General features: G+C 62.1%; 9 protein-coding genes. 3 read left to right on the top strand and 6 right to left on the bottom strand.

What is annotated here, in order from left to right:
• Nucleotides 1-21 precede the first annotated feature (21 nt).
• On the bottom strand, nt 22-2,430 hold the full coding sequence (locus C0456_RS13490) for a polysaccharide biosynthesis tyrosine autokinase (protein WP_291053022.1): 2,409 nt from the start codon (nt 2,428-2,430) through the stop codon (nt 22-24).
• 59 nt (nt 2,431-2,489) lie between these two features.
• Nucleotides 2,490-3,776, bottom strand: a complete 1,287-nt coding sequence (locus tag C0456_RS13485) for an outer membrane beta-barrel protein (protein ID WP_291053019.1) — start codon at nt 3,774-3,776, stop codon at nt 2,490-2,492.
• Between the two features lie 369 nt (nt 3,777-4,145).
• Between C0456_RS13485 and C0456_RS13480 the strand changes: the two genes are divergently transcribed.
• Nucleotides 4,146-5,312, top strand: a complete 1,167-nt coding sequence (locus tag C0456_RS13480; RefSeq protein WP_367179274.1) for an L-lactate dehydrogenase — start codon at nt 4,146-4,148, stop codon at nt 5,310-5,312.
• Between the two features lie 200 nt (nt 5,313-5,512).
• Nucleotides 5,513-6,580, top strand: coding sequence for a glycosyltransferase (locus C0456_RS13475; protein WP_291053016.1), 1,068 nt, complete (start codon nt 5,513-5,515; stop codon nt 6,578-6,580).
• Between the two features lie 21 nt (nt 6,581-6,601).
• Here C0456_RS13475 and C0456_RS13470 read toward each other — a convergent pair whose 3' ends face one another.
• The 3 genes from C0456_RS13470 to C0456_RS13460 are packed head-to-tail and all read right to left on the bottom strand — an operon-like array spanning nt 6,602 to nt 18,342.
• A complete protein-coding gene (locus C0456_RS13470; protein WP_291053014.1) occupies nt 6,602-7,510 on the bottom strand; it encodes an alpha/beta fold hydrolase in 909 nt (302 codons plus the stop codon).
• 45 nt (nt 7,511-7,555) lie between these two features.
• Nucleotides 7,556-13,786 carry a type I polyketide synthase gene (locus C0456_RS13465; protein ID WP_291053011.1) on the bottom strand — a complete coding sequence of 2,077 codons (6,231 nt, stop codon included), beginning with the start codon at nt 13,784-13,786 and terminating at the stop codon, nt 7,556-7,558.
• Nucleotides 13,787-13,791: 5 nt separating this feature from the next.
• Entirely contained in the window at nt 13,792-18,342 is a 4,551-nt protein-coding gene (locus C0456_RS13460; RefSeq protein WP_291053008.1) for a MupA/Atu3671 family FMN-dependent luciferase-like monooxygenase, read from the bottom strand.
• Nucleotides 18,343-18,903: 561 nt separating this feature from the next.
• Here C0456_RS13460 and C0456_RS13455 point away from each other — a divergent pair.
• Nucleotides 18,904-20,436 carry a lipopolysaccharide biosynthesis protein gene (locus C0456_RS13455; protein WP_291053006.1) on the top strand — a complete coding sequence of 511 codons (1,533 nt, stop codon included), beginning with the start codon at nt 18,904-18,906 and terminating at the stop codon, nt 20,434-20,436.
• Between the two features lie 13 nt (nt 20,437-20,449).
• Here C0456_RS13455 and C0456_RS13450 read toward each other — a convergent pair whose 3' ends face one another.
• Entirely contained in the window at nt 20,450-21,085 is a 636-nt protein-coding gene (locus C0456_RS13450) for a bifunctional 4-hydroxy-2-oxoglutarate aldolase/2-dehydro-3-deoxy-phosphogluconate aldolase (RefSeq protein ID WP_291053004.1), read from the bottom strand.
• Nucleotides 21,086-21,097: the final 12 nt, after the last annotated feature.

The following is a 21,097-nucleotide window of genomic DNA, read 5'->3' as shown; positions in this document are numbered from 1 at the left end:
TGTGCCCGAACCTGCGGAAGTCTATTCCGCCGAGATACGGTCGACCGGATCCTGCTTGCGGCCGCTTGCCTTGGACGGCGGCACCTGGATGGCAATTGCCGACTTTGGCCCCTGCTTGTTGGCTTTCGGCTTCTTAGGCTTCGACCAGCCAAACAGACCCGGCTTGGATTCCATCTGATAGTATTTGCGATAGGCCTTGTAGGTAGCGCCCGGATCGCGGTGATGGCGGCGGCGGTTGAGATCGACCATGTTGAGCGTAACGCCCAGCACATCAGCCTTGAAGTTCCGCAACAGCGTCAGCGACTGGCGGGCGGCCGAACGGGTCGTCTGGCGCCAGCGCACAACGAGGATCGCCTTGTCCACCTTACCAGAGACCACACGCGCCTCCGCCATGAGAAGCAAGGGGCCCGTGTCGATCAGGATGAGATCATACATGGCGCGCAGACGCGACAGCAGCTCATCAAACGCACGCGTGCCGAACACATCATGGGGTGTATGGCCGTTCAGCGAAAGCGGCAGAATATCCAGCATCGTCTTGTGATCCTTGACGATAGCATCGGAAAGCTGACCGGCCCCGAAGAGATGCTCAACAAGGCCGATTTCCGGCTTGAGGCCCGCCATTTCCGTAAGCTGACGGCGGCGGAAGTCGCCATCGATCACCAAGGTGCGTGAGCCGGACATGGCCGACATGCGGCCGAGGCTCAGCGCAAGGCTGGTCTTGCCTTCGTCGGGCAACGATGAGGTGATCGCGACCGTCTTGGTCTCGCTGTCGAGGTCTGAGAAGGCGATGGCTGCGCGCAGATAGCGGATGCTTTCCGCATAGGCCGAGAGCGGATTTTCCACGAGGAAGTCTGCCGGGCTGGTCTGGCCAAGCCCGAGCAGGCCCGCCGTGCGGATGAGCGGCACAGATCCGATCGGGTTGGAGCCGAGCTTGTTCTCGACATCTTCCGAAGAGCTGATGTTGGAGTCAAACAGCTCAGCGATGATCGCCAGGAAGCCGCCAACGATCAGGCCGAGCAGCGCGCCGACGATCAGGTTGAAGCCCTTGCGCGGGGACGCCGGGGAATACGGCACTGACGCGGTCGACAGAATGCTGGAGTCCGCCGTGATGAGCGCGTCCTGCTCACGCGTCTGTTTGGAGCGGGCAAGGAATTCCTCGAGCATGACGCGGCTGGTCTGGGCATCGCGCTCAAGTTCGCGCAGACGCACCAGGTTCACATTGTTGCCACGCAGCTGCGAGGTCGAGCGGCCGATCTCGCCTTGAATGGAGGAAAGCTGGGCCTGGGCGACACGCAGTTCGCTCTCGAGGTTGGCCGCAATGCGGTTCATCTCGGAATTCATCTGGCGGTCGATGTCGGCAACTTCGTTGCGCGCACTGATAAGGTCAGGGTGGCGGTCGCCCACGCGGGTTTCAAGTTCGGCCACCCGGCGCATGATCGTCGAACGCTGGGTCTTGAGATCGTTGATCAGCGGCGAGTTGATGACTTCGGATACACCCTCCACACCGGCGCCGCTATCGATCTGGCGGCGCATGCTTTCATAACGGGCGCGCGCACGGTCCACTTCGATCTGAGCCTGGCCGCGTTGCGAGGTCAGATACCCGATCTGCTGTTCGGTCAGCGTTGTGCCCTGAGCTTCCAGAAGGCCTGTTTCGGCCCGGAAACTCTCCACACGTTGCTCTTTTTCCTCGACCTCATCACGCAGGCCAGAGACGCGCTCCTGCAGCCATTCGGTGGCTTTGCGGGTCGCGTCGTACTTCTTTTCCAGCTGCTGGACACGGTATTGATCCGCAACTTCGTTAGCCAGGCGCGCGGCCGTTTCCGGAGACGTACTGGTAACGTCCACCGTCAGGAGATAGGTCGCCCCGACGCGGCCGACACGCACCTTGGTCATCAGTGTGCCGACGACGCTTTCGAAGATTTCAGCTTCCTTCTGCTCGGCAGTCATGCCGGCAAAGGGATCCTTTTCGGATGTGTCCCCGCCAAGAAGTCCGATGACGGCTTTTCGTGCTGACGAAACGAAGGTTTCCTTCTTCGGGCGCAGGGTCCAGTTGAACTCCGGATCTTCGATCAGCTTCTGCTTCTCTGCCACGCGCGCCAGAAGTGTCTTGGAGCCGATGACGCGAACCTCCGTATCGATCACGGATGTTGTGGCGCCGCCAGCGCCGGAGAAGAGCGCGCCCAGATCAATGACGTTGATCTGGTTGGTATCGAGTTGAAGAACAGATTGCGCCCTGTAGGTCGGGGTCTGGGTAAAGGTCACGAAGACGACAAGGCAGAATACGGTAATGAAACCGGCAAAGATCAGCCAGAAGCGCCGATAAATCATGCTCGTCAACGACTTGATGTCGAAGGAGCTTGTGTCTACGCCGCCGGTATTTCCGGCAGGCGCGGAGCTGGTGGGGATTTCAATCGTATACGACTTGGTCAAGGCAACGCCTCTGGAAATTAAGGGGAGGCCCGCAGGATGCAGGCCTCCAGGAGAAGGTATTACGGGAACAGACGGACGCCGACGCCAATCGTCGTCACGCCATAGGACGGATCGCCAAACACATCGACGCCTGACACATCGCGGTCAGCGCGATTGATGAAGGTATCGAAATGCACGCGGCGGTTCATCTTGTAGGTCGCGGCCAGCTGGAAATCGGTGCCCTCGTCCTTGCGGTCGATCTCTTCGAATTCATACTCCAGATAGCTGGCAGAAGCAGACACCACGATGTTGCGGCGCAGTTCGTGATCGACACGCACCCCGGCGCGGCTCTCCACGGCGGTCGGCGCATCGAACAGGCCCGTATCGGTGACACGGCGGTTACCGTTGAAGGTCAATGTCGTCAGCTGAGTGGGAAACCACTGGAGACGGCCATCGAAGGACAGACCACTGACTTCTTCAAAGAAGCTGTCGTCCTTGGTTTCTTTCAGATAGCCCACGGCAACGTCGCCGCGGATCAGGGCATCAAGTTCGAAATCGACGCCGCCGGCCACGGTGTAGCCTTTGGAATCGCGCGAACGCGGCAGGCCGCCGAAAACCTGCAGCGCGTCATAGTCGCGCTGCTCGTAGGTCGCTTGCCCGAAAACGGCAAAGTTGGGCGACACGGCATATGACAGGCGGGTGCGGCCATCGACAACCGTGCGGTCGCGGTAGCTCTGATCAATCGGAAGACCGGTGCCGATCTGGCGGCCGTTTTCATAATCTTCGTTGCGAACGCCCAGGCCGTTGGTCCAGCGCACGCGGTCGTTCAGATAGTTGGCCTCAACATTGGCCCCCTGGACAGAAACGCCGATCGGCTTGTCCGGGCTGAAAACGTTGGTGATATCCGTGCGCGGTTCGACGCGGTCTTCCACATATACCGCCCCACCCAGGGAGAAGCTGCGGGTCACATCGAGGCGGCCCCGCAGGCGGGCGCGAAGATCATTGTGCGACTCGTCGCCCTGATCGAAATACTCGTTGCGGCGAGCAGAAACATCGAAGCCTACGTTATGAACGCTCCAGGTCGTGTCCCCGGACGCCGTCAGGCCCGCGCGGCCGATAGCGCCGGATTCTGTGTTTTGCGACACCACATAGATGTTGTCAGAATAGGTAACTCCCAGTTCTGCTGCAGAGCGAACCGAGAATGTACCAAGACGGACCGGCTCAGGATCGAACTCGGGCTGCGCGCGATCAAGCACCGCAGTGTACTTGTCACGGCTGTAAAAGTCTGCGCCCTGAGCGTTGGCCACTGATGCAGCAACTGCACATACGGCGACGCTGGACAGGCTCAGGCGTTTCAGATCTGTCATGCTATTTACCATTCCCACTTTGACTGAGAGGCCGGTTAGGCCCGGTCTGCTGGCGGTCCCCTGCAAGTTCAACGCCACCCCGCCCGGCGGTCCTGAACGACTTGATATCAACGGATTTGCTGGCCCTTGTGTACGCGGAAATGGATTACAAATGAATATCACGATCCCGTAGATTTCACCTGTCAGGGTATCTTTCCGCCGCTGATCTCGCCCTGATGGCGCGCGCCGTTAATCTTAACAAGGTCTAAAGCGCTGCGTTGAAATTTTATCAAAATTGAAATGTTCTCCGGCGGCAAGGCCCCGAAAAGCGAGCAATTCCGGATCAAAATGGCTTTGCCAAGCCCTGCCCGTGTCCTCTACAAGCGGCCGATGCCGACATTGTCCCTCGCCCCCGCCTGCGCTGCCGACTACAGACTCAGAGCAGAAAAGCGCCTTCCGCGCTTCCTGTTCGACTATCTCGACGGGGGCGCCTATGCGGAGCTGACACTGCGGCGCAACGTGGCCGATTTCGAAGCTCTGGAACTGCGCCAGCGCATCCTGAGGGATGTTTCGGCTTTGACCACGGAAAAGCGTTTTCTGGGGGCTACGTTAACAATGCCCCTGGCCCTCTCCCCCGTTGGCCTGTCGGGAATGATGGCCCGCCGGGGCGAAGCCGGCGCCGCAAAAGTCGCCGGCGAGTTCGGCATTCCCTATTGCCTCTCCACCCTGTCCATCTGCTCGGTCGAGGAAGTTGCCGCGGCCACAAAAGGCCCGCTCTGGTTTCAGCTCTACATGATCCGCGACCGCGGCTCGGTGGCCGACCTGATCGCCCGCGCCCGGTCGGCCGGAGCCTCGGCCCTGGTTCTGACGGTCGATCTCCCCGTCGTCGGCACCCGCTACCGCGACGTACGCAACACGATGAGCGGTGGCGGCGGCGCATGGGCGCGGATGCGCCGGGGCCTGCTGTCCTACATGATGCACCCTGGCTGGTCGCTGGATGTCGGCTTGCGCGGCGGGCCGCATATCCTCGCCAATGTTGCTCCCTATGTCAAAAACGCGTCCACGCCGGCAGATTTCTCCGCCTGGGCCAATTCTTCACTCGACCCTTCGGTCAGCTGGAAGGATATCGAATGGGTCAAGTCCCAATGGGGCGGACCGCTCATCATCAAGGGTATCCTGGACCGCGAAGACGCCCTTGAGGCGGTCAATTGCGGCGCTGACGGAATTGTCGTGTCAAACCATGGCGGCCGCCAGCTGGACGGGGTCGCCTCCTCCATACGCGCCCTGCCCCCGATTGCCGAGGCCGTGGCGGGCAAGACATTGATCCTCATGGATGGCGGCATCCGCTCCGGCCAGGACATGCTCAAGGCGCTCGCCAGCGGCGCGGACCTCACCATGATGGGCCGGCCCTGGGTGTATGCGCTTGCCGGCGGCGGCGAAAAGGGCCTCGCCCACCTGCTGGCCGCAATGAAGGGCGAGCTCTCCGTATCGATGGCCCTGACCGGCATCACAAAGGTCACAGAAGCCTCCTCCGGCCTGCTTTCCGGAGCCGGCTGATCTGTTCACAATGGGCATGACGCCCCCTCTGACGTCCCTTTGGTGCGGGGACAGCAGGCAGAGAACAGAGCGGTTTAAACTGCAAGGACCCGGCAGATCCCCTTAAGGCTTTTTTGGTTTCGTAGTGGTAAGAAAATGGAACATTTTTTCTGAATGCCTCCCGCCCCTTCCTGGATCAGCCCTCCAACCGCCTCATCTGAATGAAGATTGTATTCGCCAGCAATAACGGATACCTGCCCCAGTTCAGCGGGGGCGTTCAATCGAATACGGACTATCTGGCACGCTCCCTCAAGGAAGCGGGACATTCGCCAGCCGTGCTGGCTGAGCTGTTCGCCGAGGGCTTTTTCGGCTTCAGGTCCAGAATCAAGCTGAAGTTGAGCCGGACCAGGTTTACCCAGGACAATATCTACGGCTATCCGGTCTATCGCGCCTGGGTGCCATGCGACGCCATTGCAGATCTCGTGCGCCATGACAGGCCCGACGTGGTCGTTGCCCAATGCCATGGGTCGGTCAGGATTGCTGAGGAATTCCACAAGCACGGTGTCCCCGTGGTCCTCTATTTCCACAATGTCGAGTTTGACGAACTCGAAGGCGATCCGTCTTCGTTGAAGGGATGCCACTTCATCTCCAACTCGGATTTCACGCGCGACAGATACCGGCAAGCCTTCGGCATCGAAAGCGTCGTGATCCCCCCAATCATTGACCGCAGAGAATATGAAGTCACCTCGACGGGAGATTTCGTCACCTTCATCAATCCCGTTGCCAAGAAGGGTCTTGCAACCGTCGTCGAGATTGCCCGATCCCTGCCTGAAATTCCTTTCCTGCTCGTAGAAAGCTGGACACTGACCAGCCAGCAGCTGGCTGATCTGTCGGCAGATCTGGCGTCACTCCCCAACGTTACGTTCCGTAGACGGACGGATAACATGCGGGACATCTACAGCCAGACGAGAATTCTCCTTGCGCCCAGCCTGTGGGAAGAGGCCTGGGGACGGGTTGTCTCCGAAGCTCATTGCAGCGGTATTCCCGTAGTCGGCTCCAACCGCGGCGGCCTGCCCGAGGCTATCGGCCCCGGCGGCATGATCCTGGCCCATGACGCCCCTATTGCTGACTGGACAAAAGCAGTGTCAGATCTGTGGACCAACGGCAGTCTCTACCGCCAGGCATCCGATGCTGCCCGCCAATATGCGGATCGCCCGGAGCTGAACGCGGAGCAGCAAAGATCCTTGCTCCTCTCCGTGATTGCCCAAGCTGCAGCTGGCACCGATTAGCGAAATCCAGGAAACTCAGGCTCAGTCAGCCGCTTTCAGCGCTTCAATGAACGTGTTCATGCGCGCGCGATACTCTGCTTCCCGCGCGTTGTATCCATGACAATGGTCGGCCTCTTCGATCAACCAGTAATCCGTAGCCGGATGGCTTCTCTCAACCAGCCGGTCAGCATGCGCCTCCACCACCCAGGGGTCCTGGCCACCATGGATCAGCAGGATGGGGCGTGGCGCGATGGTATCGATAACGTCCTCCGGCCTGACATAATCATCCAGACCCATACGCCAGCGCGACATGACTACGACCGCGCGTCCCCAGATGCTCGTTGCCCAGTTAGCCGTCAGGCCCAGTTTGCCGAGCCGGCGGTTCGCCTTGTCGGCGACAAAATCCTCAAAGCTGGAGAGCGAGGCCTCCACAATGATCCCGTCGATGGAGCTATCCCGCGCCGCCGCAATGATCGCGGCAGAACCGCCAAGGGAACACCCATAGGCGATTACCGTCTTGTGACCGCGCCGGCGCATTTCCTCCACCGCCGCAAGGGCATCTTCCGCCTCGCGGACTGCCAGGCCAATACCCCGGCCCGCGCCATCACTCAGCCCATTTTCGCGTGCGTCAAACATCAGAACGTCTGCGCCCAGCCCCTGCAGCATGGGCAGCTGGTCAAAATAGCTCTGACGGTTGCCGCCCGCGCCGTGCAAAGTCACAATGGTCAGATCCGTAGGCTGATCTGATGGCACAAGCCAGCCGCGCAGCGTCTGCCCATTGCGGGCCGGAAAGCTGATGTCTTCAAAATCAAGCCCGGCTTCGGTTTTGGGCGTCTGCGTGAAGACGAACGTATTTCGATCAGGCTGATGATAGCCGCGCGGGCTGGTCAACGACCGTGACTCCAGCCAGACCGCCAGGAAGCCGGCCAGAAGAAGGACAATAAGTGCCACCAGAATTGCGGCACCCATACCGCCCAACGACCAGCCATTCATACTTCAAGCGTCCTCAAATTGTTCGATCTTCTGAGCATTCAGCATCGCAAGGCGCCGCTGAAGTTCCTTGACGATCACCTCGATACTGCCATCCGCCAGCAAGGTATCATGATATGCATCCAGCGTGACGATATCCAGTTTTCCAGTAATCAGCCCCTGCCAGCCGAGCATCTCACCGGACCTTGCAAACATCGCGCTCGTGCGCTCTGCCCGGAACAGAAGAACGTCGCCATCATAGGGCGCGGGAAAATAACGCCCCTGCGCCTGAAGATAAACGGTCTCACATTGTTCCGACAGCAGCTCGATCTGCGATTTTCCCTGATGCTCGCCATTCCCGGCAAGCTTCGCCTGGATCTTTTCCTTCAGACGCCCGCCATGATGGGCCATCCGCCGCGCCAGATAGGCCCCATCCAGCTTCGTCAGCATACCAATCTTGTTGGCAAGGCTGAGCGGCGTGGAGGCTTCCTGCGGGGCCAACGTGTCCAGCATCGCGAGAAGTTCGACCTTACGGCCGCTGCGCCGCAGCTGATGCGCCATCTCGACCGCAATTACGCCGCCGCCGGAATAGCCGACCAACCGGTAAGGCCCTTGGGGATCGACCGTCAGTATATGGCGAATGTAAAGCTCCGCCATCTCTTCCACCGATTCCAGGAACGGCAGTGATCCATCAATGCCCTGGGCCTCTATCCCGTAGATGGGCGTATCGCCGCGCAGGCGGTCCGCGAGAGGCTTGAACCACAGGATGTTGCCGCCGGCCCCATGGATGAGGAAAACCGGCTTCACGCCCGGCGCCCCCGGCGCCATCCGCACCAGCGGCGTCCAGCGGCTTTTCCCCGGCGGTTTGGCGGCGGGTGGTTTTGCCGCTTCAGATTTCTTCTTTGGCTCGGGCGCGTTCGCGGCAGGTTCTGCCGCCGGCTCTTCTTTTGCGACTGTTTCTTGGGATTGCTCGGGCATTTTTTCCCGGACAATCACAGCCAGCGTGCGGATCGTCGGCGCCTGCAACAGCGCGCTCAGGGCCAGTTCCACGCCCATCTCGCGCCGGATACGCGCAAACAGACGCACACCCGTCAGCGATCCTCCGCCATAAGACAGGAACTCCTCATCAAGACCCAGCGTCTCAACTCCGAGAATTTCCGAGCACATCTGCGCAAGACGCTGCTCCACCGGGTCGCCTGCGGTCATCACCCGGTTTTCCGAAGATGTGGACTTTGCTGCCGTGGCAGGCCCATTGGTTGCCAGCAGGATCTGCCCAACAGAAACTGGCGACACAACGAATGACCGCTCGCCCTGAACGAAGAGTTGCGCAAACATTGCCTGCGCTTCTGCCGCCCGGATACCTTCCGTCAACAGACGGTCCCGTATGGGCGCCGAAAGATCCGGAACCGCTGGGATTTCTCCGCCAAAAGTCACGCGTTTGAACGACGCGCCCTGGATTTCAAGCAACACTGCGCCACTCTTGTCCACAAGGTCCACATCAAAGGTGGCTGCGTCATCGCTCTGCGAAGTCATCCGGCTTTCCGCCGAAAACTCGCCCGAAAGGGCGCCGAAAACACGCACCGCTCCAATCGATACCGGCGCAAACACGCCGCGCTTTACATCATTATCCAGCAGGAAGAGACCTGCCGCAAAACTCGTGTCGAACAGGGCCGGGTGGATGCGATATGTTTTCAGGTCGGCCGCGAACGCTTTCGGCAGGGCGAAACTCGCGCTGACGGCGCCCTCGCCTGTGGCCGCGCGCGCGACATTGCTCCAGCGTGGCCCAAAGCTCACCCCGCGCTCGGTCAGTGTCAGGCGGTCGGCACCCAGCACCGTGCCACAGGAAGCCGCAGCGACAGGGCTCGCCGCAGATGTACGCTTTGCCAGCTGCGCATCGAAATGCAGCAGCCATGTCTCACCGGCATGCGCCCGGCTCTCCACCTCGATCCGGAAGCCATCATCTTCCAGCGGCGTAAGCGTTGTGCGCACCTGCCGGGATTGGCGAGGCCGGATCGCCAGCGGCGCAACATAGCTCAGCTGGCTGATCTCGATCGCATCCCCCAGACCCGCGCTCAGCGCGGCCGCACTCGCAATCTCGACATAAGCCGCACCGGGAAGCACCGCGATGTCGCCGATCCTGTGTTCGCTCAGTGTCCAGAGGGTTGCCTCCGAATAGGTTTCGGCAAACTGCAGCGTTCCGTCCTTCGTTTCCTGCCGGGCGCCCAGCAGCGGGTGCACACCGCCGGCATTACCAACCGCGCTGGCGTCGGCCGCGCGTTTTGCCATGCCGATATCGGCCCAGAGCCCCCAAGTGATGACCATGCCATCCCTGCGCGAAGCAGCAACGGCTTCGGCAATTGCATTGCCCGCCACATAGTCGCTCTGCCCGGGCGGCGTGATAAGCACGCTGGTCGAGGAGAATACCGCGAACACATCCAGCGTTCCATCCGGCAACAGACGGTCCAGCACGCGCGCCCCTTCCGCCTTGGCAGAAAGGACGCGGCGCGCCTCGTCCAGAGATTTCATTGCCATTGGCGCGTCATCAATCATGCCCGCCGCGTGGAAAACTCCGTTCACCGCGCCGAACCGCTCCTGCGCTTGCATCATAACGGCGTCCATTGCCGCCTCATCGGCAACGTCAGCGGCCACAACCAGCACTTCCCCGCCGAGTTCTTCCAGCGCCAGCAGGTCGCGCGCCCGCGCCACATCCGCAGGCGCTCCCCATCCCGCCGCCAATCGGCTCCAGCTTTCGCGCGGCGGCGCCGGCGTCCGCCCGGTCAGCACCAGCCTGGCGTTCACCGCCCCGGCGAGGTATCGCGCGAGTTCGAGACCAATGCCGCCCAAACCACCCGTGATCAGATAAACGCCCTTCTCCCGCAGCGGCGAAGGCACCTGCGCCCCAGCCTCACGCTTCAATGATGGAGCAAATCGCTGGCCATCGCGCCAGGCGGTCACTGCGGATCCCCCATCTGAATTCAGCTCACTGACGAGTGCTTCAGCTCGCGCGGCATCGTCATCGGCGGCATCGAAATCAACGATGCGCGCCCGCACGCCCGATTGCTCGGCGCTCAACATGCGCCACGGCCCGAGAACGCCCGCCTGCATCGCGTCACAGGCGTCCCCCGCCTCATTGGCGAGGGCATTCTGCGTCGCGGCAATGAAATGTGCGTGCTCGGCCCATCCGGAAAGTTGGAGCGCCTTTGCCAGGGCAAAGCTTGCCTCAAACGCGCCGAAGGAATCCGCCTTACCCGCGAAGACAAGCGGCCACAGGAATACGACGGAATCCGGGGTCTCAACGGCTTTGGATAGGTCGTCGACCAGCGCGGAATAATCCGGCGCGCTCGCGTCAAATGCAAAGTCGCCCTCGATCTGCCGTGGCTCCGCCGCACCCGGATCATGACGCACGACAACACAGGTATCACCCCGCGCCCGCAACCGGCTGATAGCCTCAGCAGAAAAATCGCTGCCGTCACTGAACACGATATGCGTGCGCGCGCCATGTGTGGCGGTTTCCGCCGGCGCCGCAACATAGACACGGGCCTCAAACCAGTCCTTTACATCCGACGCCCGGAAAATCTGCGGCCCATCCGCTTCGGCCGTCGCCTTGCCCTTGCCCGGCTCGATCCAATGGCGCTGACGCTCGAACGCATAAGTCGGCACCGACGCCTTGCGTTGACCTTCTCCCTTCCGCACACGCGCAAAATCGACCGGCACACCCAGCGACCAGAGATGGCCGAACGCCGACAGCGCATAGGCCTCGGCATCCAGCGGCTCAACCGCTGTTGGCAAGCTCGCCACAACGCCGCGCGGGGAATGCTCCGCCTGCGCAAGGCCCGCCAGCGCGCACAGCGCCTGTCCGGGACCGATCTCGACCAGAATTGTCTCAGGCTTTGACAGCGCGGCCGACAAGCCATCCGCAAACCGGACACATCCACGCAGATGGCTTACCCAGTAGTCTGAGGTCGCAAGCTCCTGCGGATTGCCCGGCGCGCCCACCAGATTGTTGATGAACTCGATCTTCGGCGCAGACAGTTTTGCCTTGTCGAGCCGCGCGCGGAATCGCGCGAGCCCGCTGTCCAGCATACGGGAATGCGCCGCCACCTTGATGCGAACCGGGGCATGCTTGATACCCTCCGCCTCAAGACGTTTTGAAAACGCCGCGAGCGGCGCGTCGGCGCCGGATACGACGGTCACCTGCGGTGAATTTAGCACCGCGATATCCAGCTCCTCGCCGATCAGCGCGCGCACACGCGCTTCATCATCCTGAACGCTGATCATGCCGCCGGCTGGCGCGGTCTCGAAAACCTCGCCGCGCACAAGAACGATACCGATTGCGTCCTCCAGCGACATGATGCCGGCAAGCACCGCTGCGGCATACTCGCCCGCGCTGTGGCCGATCACGGCATCGGGCGTCACGCCCCAGCTTTCCCAGAGCTTGGAAAGCGCATATTCCACGATGAACACCGCCAGAAGGGAGTAGGTTGGCCGCTCCAGGGCCATCGAGCCCTGTTTGAAATCCGTGGATTCAAACATCAGGCTACGGATTTCCTTTGCCAGTTCCGCATCAAGTACCCTGAAGCAGGCTTCCGCAGCGCTTCGGAAAACCGGATTGTTCTCGTAAAGCGAACGCGCCGCGTTGGGATACTGCGCGCCGCCGCCAGGGAACATGAAAACGATCCGTGGCTTGGTTTCCTTCGCAATGGCTGCCGTGCGCCGCCAGGCGCCGTTGGGAGAAAGCTGCTCGGCCAGCTCCTGCGCATTGGAAGCCACAACGGTTGCCCGGTGCGCAAAGTGTTTGCGGCCAGTCTGCACTGTAAACGCCGAGTTGGCGATGCAGAAATCCGGACCCGGCGTTTCGGCAAAGTCCTGCCATTTGGCGACCAGCCCCTCAAGCGAAACCCGCGTCTTGGCAGACAACGTGATGATCTGCGGCCCCGACGCTATCACGGGCGCGCGCACAGGCGGCTCCTCGATCACAACATGCGCGTTTGTTCCGCCAACGCCCAGAGAGTTGACGCTCGCCCGGCGCGGCCTGGCATTGCGGCGCCATTCCTTCTGCTGCCCCACCACCCTGAACGGGCTGCGCGCGAAGTCAAAGCGGCTGTTGGGCTTGGAAAAATTGAGCGTTGCGGGCAGCTTCTCGCCGCGCATCGCCAGCACAACCTTGATCAGGGAGGCAATGCCTGCCGCGGTATCCAGGTGGCCGATATTCGTCTTTACAGAGCCGATCCCGATAGACCCGGGCGCAGCATCGCCATAGACCTGCTGAAGTGCAGACAGCTCGATGGGGTCGCCCACCAGCGTGCCGGTGCCATGCGCTTCGATGTAATCAACACTACCCGGATCAACGCCGGCAATCGCCAGCGCTTCGGCCGCCGCCATGGCCTGCCCGTCAATGCTCGGCGCAAGATAGCCGGCTTTGCGCGCGCCATCATTATTGATGGCTGAGCCAAGGATCACCGCATGGATATTGTCGCCGTCGCGCAGGGCGTCGTCCAGCCGCCGGAGCGCCACCACAGCGGCCCCGCTGCCAAACAGCGTGCCATCAGCCTCATCGTCAAAGGCGCGGCAACGGCCTGTCGAGGACAGAATCTCTCCTTCCGCATACCGATAACCCCGGCCATGGGGCAGATCGATGCTCGCCCCGCCCGCCAGCGCCATATCACATTCGCGCGCCAGAAGGCTCTGCACTGCCATATGGATCGCCACCAGAGATGTGGAACACGCCGTCTGGATGCCGATGCTGGGGCCATGCAAGTTCAAAAGGTAAGACACCCGCGTTGTCAGGAAGTCCTTGTCATTGCCGGTATGGCGGAGAAGGAACATGCCCTCGCTCTCCACCAGCTCCGGATTGCTCAGCAGGTTGAAGGCCAGATAAGCCTGCATCCCGCATCCGCCGAATACGCCGACAGCGCCGTCAAATTCGTCCGCAGGCATATGGCCTGCATCTTCGAGCGCTTCCCAGCAGCACTCCAGGAAGTGGCGGTGCTGCGGATCGAGGATCGCCGCTTCCCGAGGGCTGAACCCGAAGAAACCGGCATCGAACATTTCCATGTCCGGCAGGGCCATCGTCGCCCGGATATAGCGCGGGTCCTGGATGGCGGAGAAAGATTCCCCCGCCGCCAGCAACTCCTCCGGTGTCAGCCAACGGGTCGCGTCCCGCCCGGCTTCCAGCATGGACCAGTATTCCCGCACCGATCGCGCGCCGGGAAAATGCCCGGCCATGCCAACGATGGCAATGCTGTTCTCATCCGCCATTGCGATCAAGCCCCAGCAGGATCACGGCGGCGCGCGGCAAGGCGCGCCTGCGCCCGGCCGATGCCCGTGTTCGGCTTGTCCTTATCATCGCCCCCGCCGCCCCGGATACGGGCCGCAAGCGTGCGCACAGTCGGGAAACGGAAGACATCCGTAATCGTCACGCCGCCGGAGAATTCACTCTGCACACGGCGCAGCATCTGGAAGGCGAGCAGGGAATGTCCACCAAGATCGAAGAAATTGGCATTCACGTCCACCGCCGGCAGGCCAAGCAGTTCACCCCAAAGGGCCGCCAGCTTCTGTTCCACCTCGTCGGTCGGCGTCTCCACCGCGCCCTGCACCACCGCTTCCGGCGCCGGAAGCGCCTTGCGGTCGATCTTGCCGTTAGGTGTCAGTGGCAGAACGCTGAGCACCACGATATGTGCCGGCACCATGATCTCCGGCAGGCTTTGGGCAAGTTCAGCACGCAGCGCTTTCGTATCCAGATCCACGCCCGGCTTGACGACGCAATACGCAACAAGGCGCTTGCTCTCGCTGGTCTCGCCCAGCGCGACCACAACCGCCTGGCTGATCCCTTCCTGGGCAACCAGCGCCGCCTCGATCTCGCCAAGCTCGATCCGGTGACCACGCAGCTTAACCTGATGATCGATCCGCCCAAGGAATTCCAGTTTCCCGTCCGCATGGCGGCGCACCAGATCGCCGGTGCGATACATCAGTTCGCCCGGCCGGTCGGCCAGCGTCACGAAACGCTCCGCCGTCAGCTCCGGACGGTTCCAATAGCCCAGCGTTACGCCATCGCCGCCAATCAGCAATTCGCCGGCGGCCAGCGCCGGCTGGGGATGGCCAGAGGCAGAATCGATGCGCAATGTGGTATTCAGCAGCGCCTCGCCGAGCGGAATGAAATTCCCAACCTCTTCGATATGACACATGGTCGACCAGATCGTGGTTTCAGTGGGGCCGTACATATTGAACAGTTTTGCCTGAGGCGCATTCGCCCGCAGTGACCTGGCGAGTTCCATCGGCAATGCCTCGCCGCCCACGCAGATCACCTGCAGCCCGGCCAGCCTGTCCCGTTCTCCGCCCAGCATCATCGCCATGGACGGCGTACACTGAAGATGCGACGCTCCGAAGAACTCGATATCTTCGGCCACTGTGTAGCGCCCTTCATGGGAGGGCATCGCGCCGGCACGGTCCATCACCCGGCGCAGATAAGGCAGGTGGTCGATGGCCAGATCCTGATCCACGCCGAAGTCAACCAGACAGCCGATCTCGTCGACGCCAATGGCGTGCACACGGCGGGCCATCTCGGCGCAGGTTTCCACAGAGCCGAACAGGCCGCTTGTCTGGAAATACCGCTCGAATGCGTGATCCAGCAGCGCGTCCATTTCTTCCGGTGTCAGCGGCTCTGCGTCCATCACTTCCTGCGCCGTGCGGCCCGTCGCCTGCCCGCGCTGCACCAGCGTCGGGAATGTCCAGGCCGCGTCGCGCACAAGGTCTACCGCCGTCCGCAAATAATTCTTCATCGGCTCACGGACGACTTCACGAACTCCCTCATCGGTATCGCCCGCGAAGGAATGCAGCATCAGCGTCACGCGGCCTTCGCCCGGATGCCCGGCCTTTTTCCATGCCTCGCGATACTTGGCGATATTGCCGCCAAGCTCTGCGACCGACATCCCCAGAAGGTGGGTCAGCACATTGTATCCCTGGCGGCCGGCGCTTTCGAATGCTTCGGGCGCCTTGGCAATCGTCAGCCAGATCGGCAGCTCTTTCTGAACCGGGCGCGGCTGCGTCCGGGTCGGAACCTCAACCCCATTGGGATTGACGAAAGGCACCGCCTCCCCGCGCCACAGACGCTTCAGCGTATCAATCCGCTCGTTCAGCGTTTCCTTGCGATTGGCAAAATTGTCCGGAGCCAGAACAAAGTCGTTCGGCTGCCAGCCTGTCGCAATGGCCAGGCCGATGCGCCCGCCCGAGATATTGTCCACAACCGACCAGTCTTCGGCCACGCGGACCGGATGATGCAGCGGCAACACACAGCTGCCCGCGCGGATATGCACCCGCTTGGTGATAGAAGCCAGCGCCGCGCTCGTCACCGCCGGGTTGGGGTAGGAGCCGCCAAAGTCGTGGAAGTGGCGTTCCGGCGTCCAGATGGCCTCAAAGCCATTCTCGTCGGCAAACCGCGCGCCCGCAAACAGCAGCTTGTACTGATCGTCATTGGCCGAGGAAGAGGCCGCGAAATAGAACAGGCTGAACGGCTTTGCCTTGCGGGCCTCGGCGCCATGCAGCGCCACAATCAGCCCGCGCGACAGCGTCCAGAACAGCTCCAGAACGGAGATATCGAAGTTCGGGCTGGTCACCGCCAGCCAGGTATCCCCCTCCTTGTACGGAAGGCGCACATCCATCGCCGCGAAAAAGTTCGCCAGCGCGCCATGCTGAACCTTCACGCCTTTCGGGCGGCCGGTCGAACCGGACGTATAGATAAGATAGGCCAGATCCTGCGGGCCAACATCCACCGGGCGCCAGCCACCAGCTACTCCGCCGCGCAGATCACCGAACGCCAGACGCTGGGCGCGTACACCCTCCTGCGCGCCCGGCGCGTCAATGATCACGAAACGTGACTGGCTGTCTTCCAGCATGAAGTCCAGCCGGTCTGCCGGATAGGCCGGGTCCAGCGGCACATAGGCACACCCCGTCTTCAGGACCGCCAGAAGCGCGACCACCATCTCGATCGAGCGGTTCATGCACACGCCCACGGTCTCGCCAGGGCGAACGCCGCGAACGGTCAACTGCTCGGCCACAAGGGTCGAGGCCGCATCAAGCTCCGCATACGTCATGGAGGCGTCGCGTGTGCGCAGCGCAATCCGGTCCGGCGTGCGGGCGGCCTGATCGGTCACGCCCTGATGCATCGAAACAAACGGCACGGCCACCGCCTGCCCAGCCTCAAAGCCCGCCAGAACCTCACGTTCCGCCACCGGGCGCACATCCATTTGCGTCAGCGTCTGCTCCGGCACATCACGCAGCGCGGCCAGCGCCGTCTTGATATGTCCGGCAATCGTCCCGGCCACATCGGCATCATACGCGGCGGCAGACACATGCAGCGTCAGCCCGTCATCGCCTGCGCACAGGATGATATCCGCATTCGGATGTTTTGGCGCTTCATTGCCCACGGCAACAGCCAGCGTGAAATCATCGGCGCGCCCCTGTGTCCGCTCAGAACGGGTGCGGCGCATATAAGCGTCGCAAGCCAAAGGCGCCTTGTCCTTCGCGGCGTCTGCCAGCGCGCGCGCCCGCGCCACCAGCTCTCCGCCCCGGGTTGCGCCCGCCACATCCAGCACCAGCGGCCGCCAGGGCGTAAACCATGCGGCAAAACGGCCAAGGCCGGCCCATTGTGCGGCATCGTGGAACGCGATCGCCGCCGATGCGCCGCCGCCCACATGCGCAGACCAGGCGGCCAGCGCCGCCAGGCCAAGCGCCAGATCGCCGCCGGCATCCAGAACAAATTTGTGCGCGCCGTCGGCAGGCTTCATCGCGCGCGGATAGGGCGCCGCTTCGCTGGCAACGGCACGGGCGCTGTGCGCCATCCAGAAGGGCTCAGCCTTGGCCGCCGCCACCGTATGGCGCCCCAGTTCGGAAATCTCTTCCGCCGAAAGGTCCGGCAGGCGCATGCCCAGGCGCAGATCATCCGCCTGCGCTGCTTTTATTGCAACGCCCATCCCGTCCGTCAGCCCCGTAAGACGCAGCTGCCGGCCACCTTCGGCAGCGACGAGGATGCCATCCTCTTCATGTGCCATCACGGTGCCATGCGGCGCGGGGGAAGCCGGCGTTCCAGCCGCCTCAACATCGCCCACCAGCAGCACGCGCTGCCCGGTCCACAGCTTCAGGAAAGACAGCGTGTTGGTGTACGGACCGAACGACATCGCGCGCGACAGCGCCAGCGTCTGATCGGCCGGCACATCAAGGCGTAGCGTGGCCGCCGCCTTGGGGCGCTTGTAGCGGCCGAAATAAGTCCGCTCGCCTTCCTGCGCGCGCAGGGCCACATTCCCGGTCAGCAGCGCAGGGATCATCGCCTTGAAGGCAGCAAGGCCCGCCTCGAAACATTTGGCGTTGAGGCTGAAGGCGGTATCGTTCGGATCCATCACCACAGGCGCTGCCTGCACGATGCCGCCCATGTCCGCCTCGGCCGTCATCTCGTGCCAGGTCACGCCATGGCTCGTCTCGCCGCCCAGAATGGCCCAGGAGGTGGCATTCAGGCCCGCATAACGCGGCAGGGGGCCATCATGAAAGTTGATCGCCATCTTGCCGGCGCGCTTCAGCAACGCCTCGGGCAGCATGTCGAGATTGGCAATACTGAGAAGATAATCGAAGTCGAGCGCTTCAAGCTCGCCTGTATTGACCGAACTCTTGTCCAGCACACGCAGGCCGGCGGTTCCGCCATGGCTGGCAATGGCCGCGTCCTGAGTAACGATTGCCGCCACCTGGCCACCTGACGCCACATAAGCATCAAGACATTGCAGCAATAGCGGACCATCGCCGACGAAAAGCGCACGAATATTGTTCACGAACCACCCACTATACGTGTTTTTACTAAAAACATTTTCCCCTCCGCGAGGCTACCTCGACGTTAAGCATCGATCAAGCCAGCGGTATTTCTCCCTAGTCGACATTCGGTCAGGTTTGGTAAAAATTATAAGCTGAAATTTGATCGAAAGAGGCCGAATGCGCCTCCCGCTTTCCTCCCAGCAGATGGTTTCCCCTTCGCCTGATCCCTCATCGTCCTGCCTGCCCGGCCCCTCCGGCCGGGTATCAACAGAGGATGATATGCCTTCACACTTTCTGCCCGGCCGCACTCCGGAATGTTGCGCATACCGGCAGATTTCTGCCTGCCTCTCCTCCCCGGCCGGCACGGGGATACACCATGCAGGATTTAAACCAGAGGATGGCGCCCGTCTCCCGCCTGCGCCGCCAGAGCGCCCAAACGCCCAAAATCTTCAGACTTCCGAAACACTTGGCTCGCCTCTACTCAACCTCGCAGGAAGCAGGCATGAGCCTTGGCACAAGAATCTCATACTGACCCTGCCTTCCGGATTACGTTTCGAAGTGAAACACACAAAGATACGCGCATGACCAGTGATCAGAGCCCGGCGGCCCCGGCCCCCGAACAAGAGGTATCCTCCCGGCAGGTGCTGCGGGCTGCTGCCTGGCTCGGCCTTGCGAAGATATCCAGCTATGGCCTTGGTTTTGCTGGAACAATCATTCTGGCGCGGATCCTGGTGCCGGAAGATTTCGGGGTCATCGCGCTCGCCATGGCGATCATGGGCATTCTCGCCGGCCTGCTCGATCTGCCCGTGACCCAGGCCCTGATTGCCCTCCAGTCGCCCACCGATGACGAGTTCGATACCGCCTGGACCATCTCGATCATCCGTTCCATTCTGGTAGCCCTGCTGCTTATCGCCATCGCCCAGCCCATGGCGATGATATTCAACATGCCGGAAGTTTCCGGCGTCATCATCGCGCTCACCCTGAACGTGATGCTCTTTGGGCTGAGAAATCCGTATTTTGAGAATTTCGCCCGTTCATTGAACTTCACCTGGGATGTGATCACCGAAATCATCTCCAAGACGGTTCAGGTGATCGTCAGCGTTTCGGTGGCGCTGATCTGGAAATCCTACTGGGCCTTCGTCATCGGCCTGATCGCCGGCACCTTGGCCGCGATGATCCTGACCTACCTCACCTATCGAAAGCTGCCGCGCCTCTCCCTGAGGTCACCCAAACGGCTGTTCGACTATTCCATCTGGCTTGGCCTCAGCATGATCGTCAGCCGCCTGACGGCCGAAAGCGTAAACCTGATCGCCGGCCGCCGGTTTGGCCAGGGCACGCTCGGTCAGGTCCATATCGGCAACAAGCTGTCCTCCGACATCTCCTACCTTATCCTCGTGCCGATCATGCGGTCCCTGTTCTCCGCTTTCAGCCGGCTCTCCGACGATATCTACCGCTTCCGCCATGCCTATCTGAAGGCGCAGTCAGCCACGGTCGCCCTCGCCATGCCGGTAGGCTTCGGCCTCGCGCTGGTGGCCGATCCGCTGATCCCGCTGCTGCTGGGCCCCGGCTGGGAGCTGGCGATCGTCATCGTCCAGTTCTATGCGCCCTGCACCGGCCTGCTGCTCGCCACCGGCCCGATCCGCTCGGTCGCCATGGCGCTGAGCCGCACAAATCTGATGCTGAAGCGCGATGTGGTCGTGCTGGTGCTCCAGGTGAGCTTGCTGCTTCTGGGCACCTGGCTTTACGACTTCATCGGCTTCCTGGCCGCCTATGCGGTCTCCACCTTCATCGCCACGGTCATCAATCTCTATTTCCTCAAGGGGCTGATCCAGATCAGCATCGTCGACCAGGTAAAGAATTTCAGCCGGTCGATCCTGGCCACCGCCATCATGATCGGCGTGGTCCTCGCCGTGCGCCCGATGGCAGAGTCTTCCGGCACCTTCTTCGGAGATGTGCTCACGGTCGGCGTCCTGTCGCTCACCGGCGCGCTCGCCTATGCTGCGGCCCACACGCTGCTCTGGATCGTCAGCGGCCGCCCCGAAGGTATCGAGCGGTCGGTCATGAATGTCGCCGGGAAGATCAAACCGAAACTCGCGCGCTTCGGCATCCGCTGACGGGCCCCGGCCGTCAGGCCGGCGTCAGCAGGCGCCGCGCTGTGGCCGTGATCTTCGCCCAATTGCCCGCCGCGATATCGGCCTGCCCCGCAATCCAGGAACCGCCCACCGCAAACACATTCGGCAGGGCCAGATAAGACGGCACTTCGCCTTCCGTAATGCCACCCGTGGGCATGAATTTCAGATGCGGCAGCGGCCCGGCCAGCGCCTTCAGCGCTGGAACCCCGCCCGCGATCGCCGCCGGAAACAGCTTCAGCCGCTGAAATCCTTCTTCGGAGCGCGCCATCGCCTCGCTCGCCGTCGCCACGCCGGGGATCATCAGATGCTCCCGCCCGCCCAGCGCCGCGCGCAAGCCGGGTGACATGCCCGGCGATACAAGGAACTCCGCCCCCGCATTCAGCGCCGCCTCAACATCCCGCCCGGACAGCACCGTGCCCGCCCCGACGATCAGCCCCGGCGCCGCCTTGCGCATCGCCTCGATTACCTTCAGTCCGTCCGCCGTGCGCAGGGTCACCTCGGCAATCGTCACGCCCGCCTCTTCCAGCGCCATCGCCAGAGACGCTGCCGACGCCGCCGCATCCACCACCAGCACCGGCACAACCGGCGCCGCCTTCGCCGCCGCATCCAGCCTCTGAATCATGTCGGACATGAGCAATCCCTC

Origin of the sequence: Hyphomonas sp. (genome assembly GCF_013823385.1) — a bacterium.
In the GTDB taxonomy this organism is placed as follows: domain Bacteria; phylum Pseudomonadota; class Alphaproteobacteria; order Caulobacterales; family Hyphomonadaceae; genus Hyphomonas.
The sequence above is the reverse complement of the archived record's forward strand: the minus strand, read 5'-3'. Positions and strand labels throughout refer to the sequence as shown.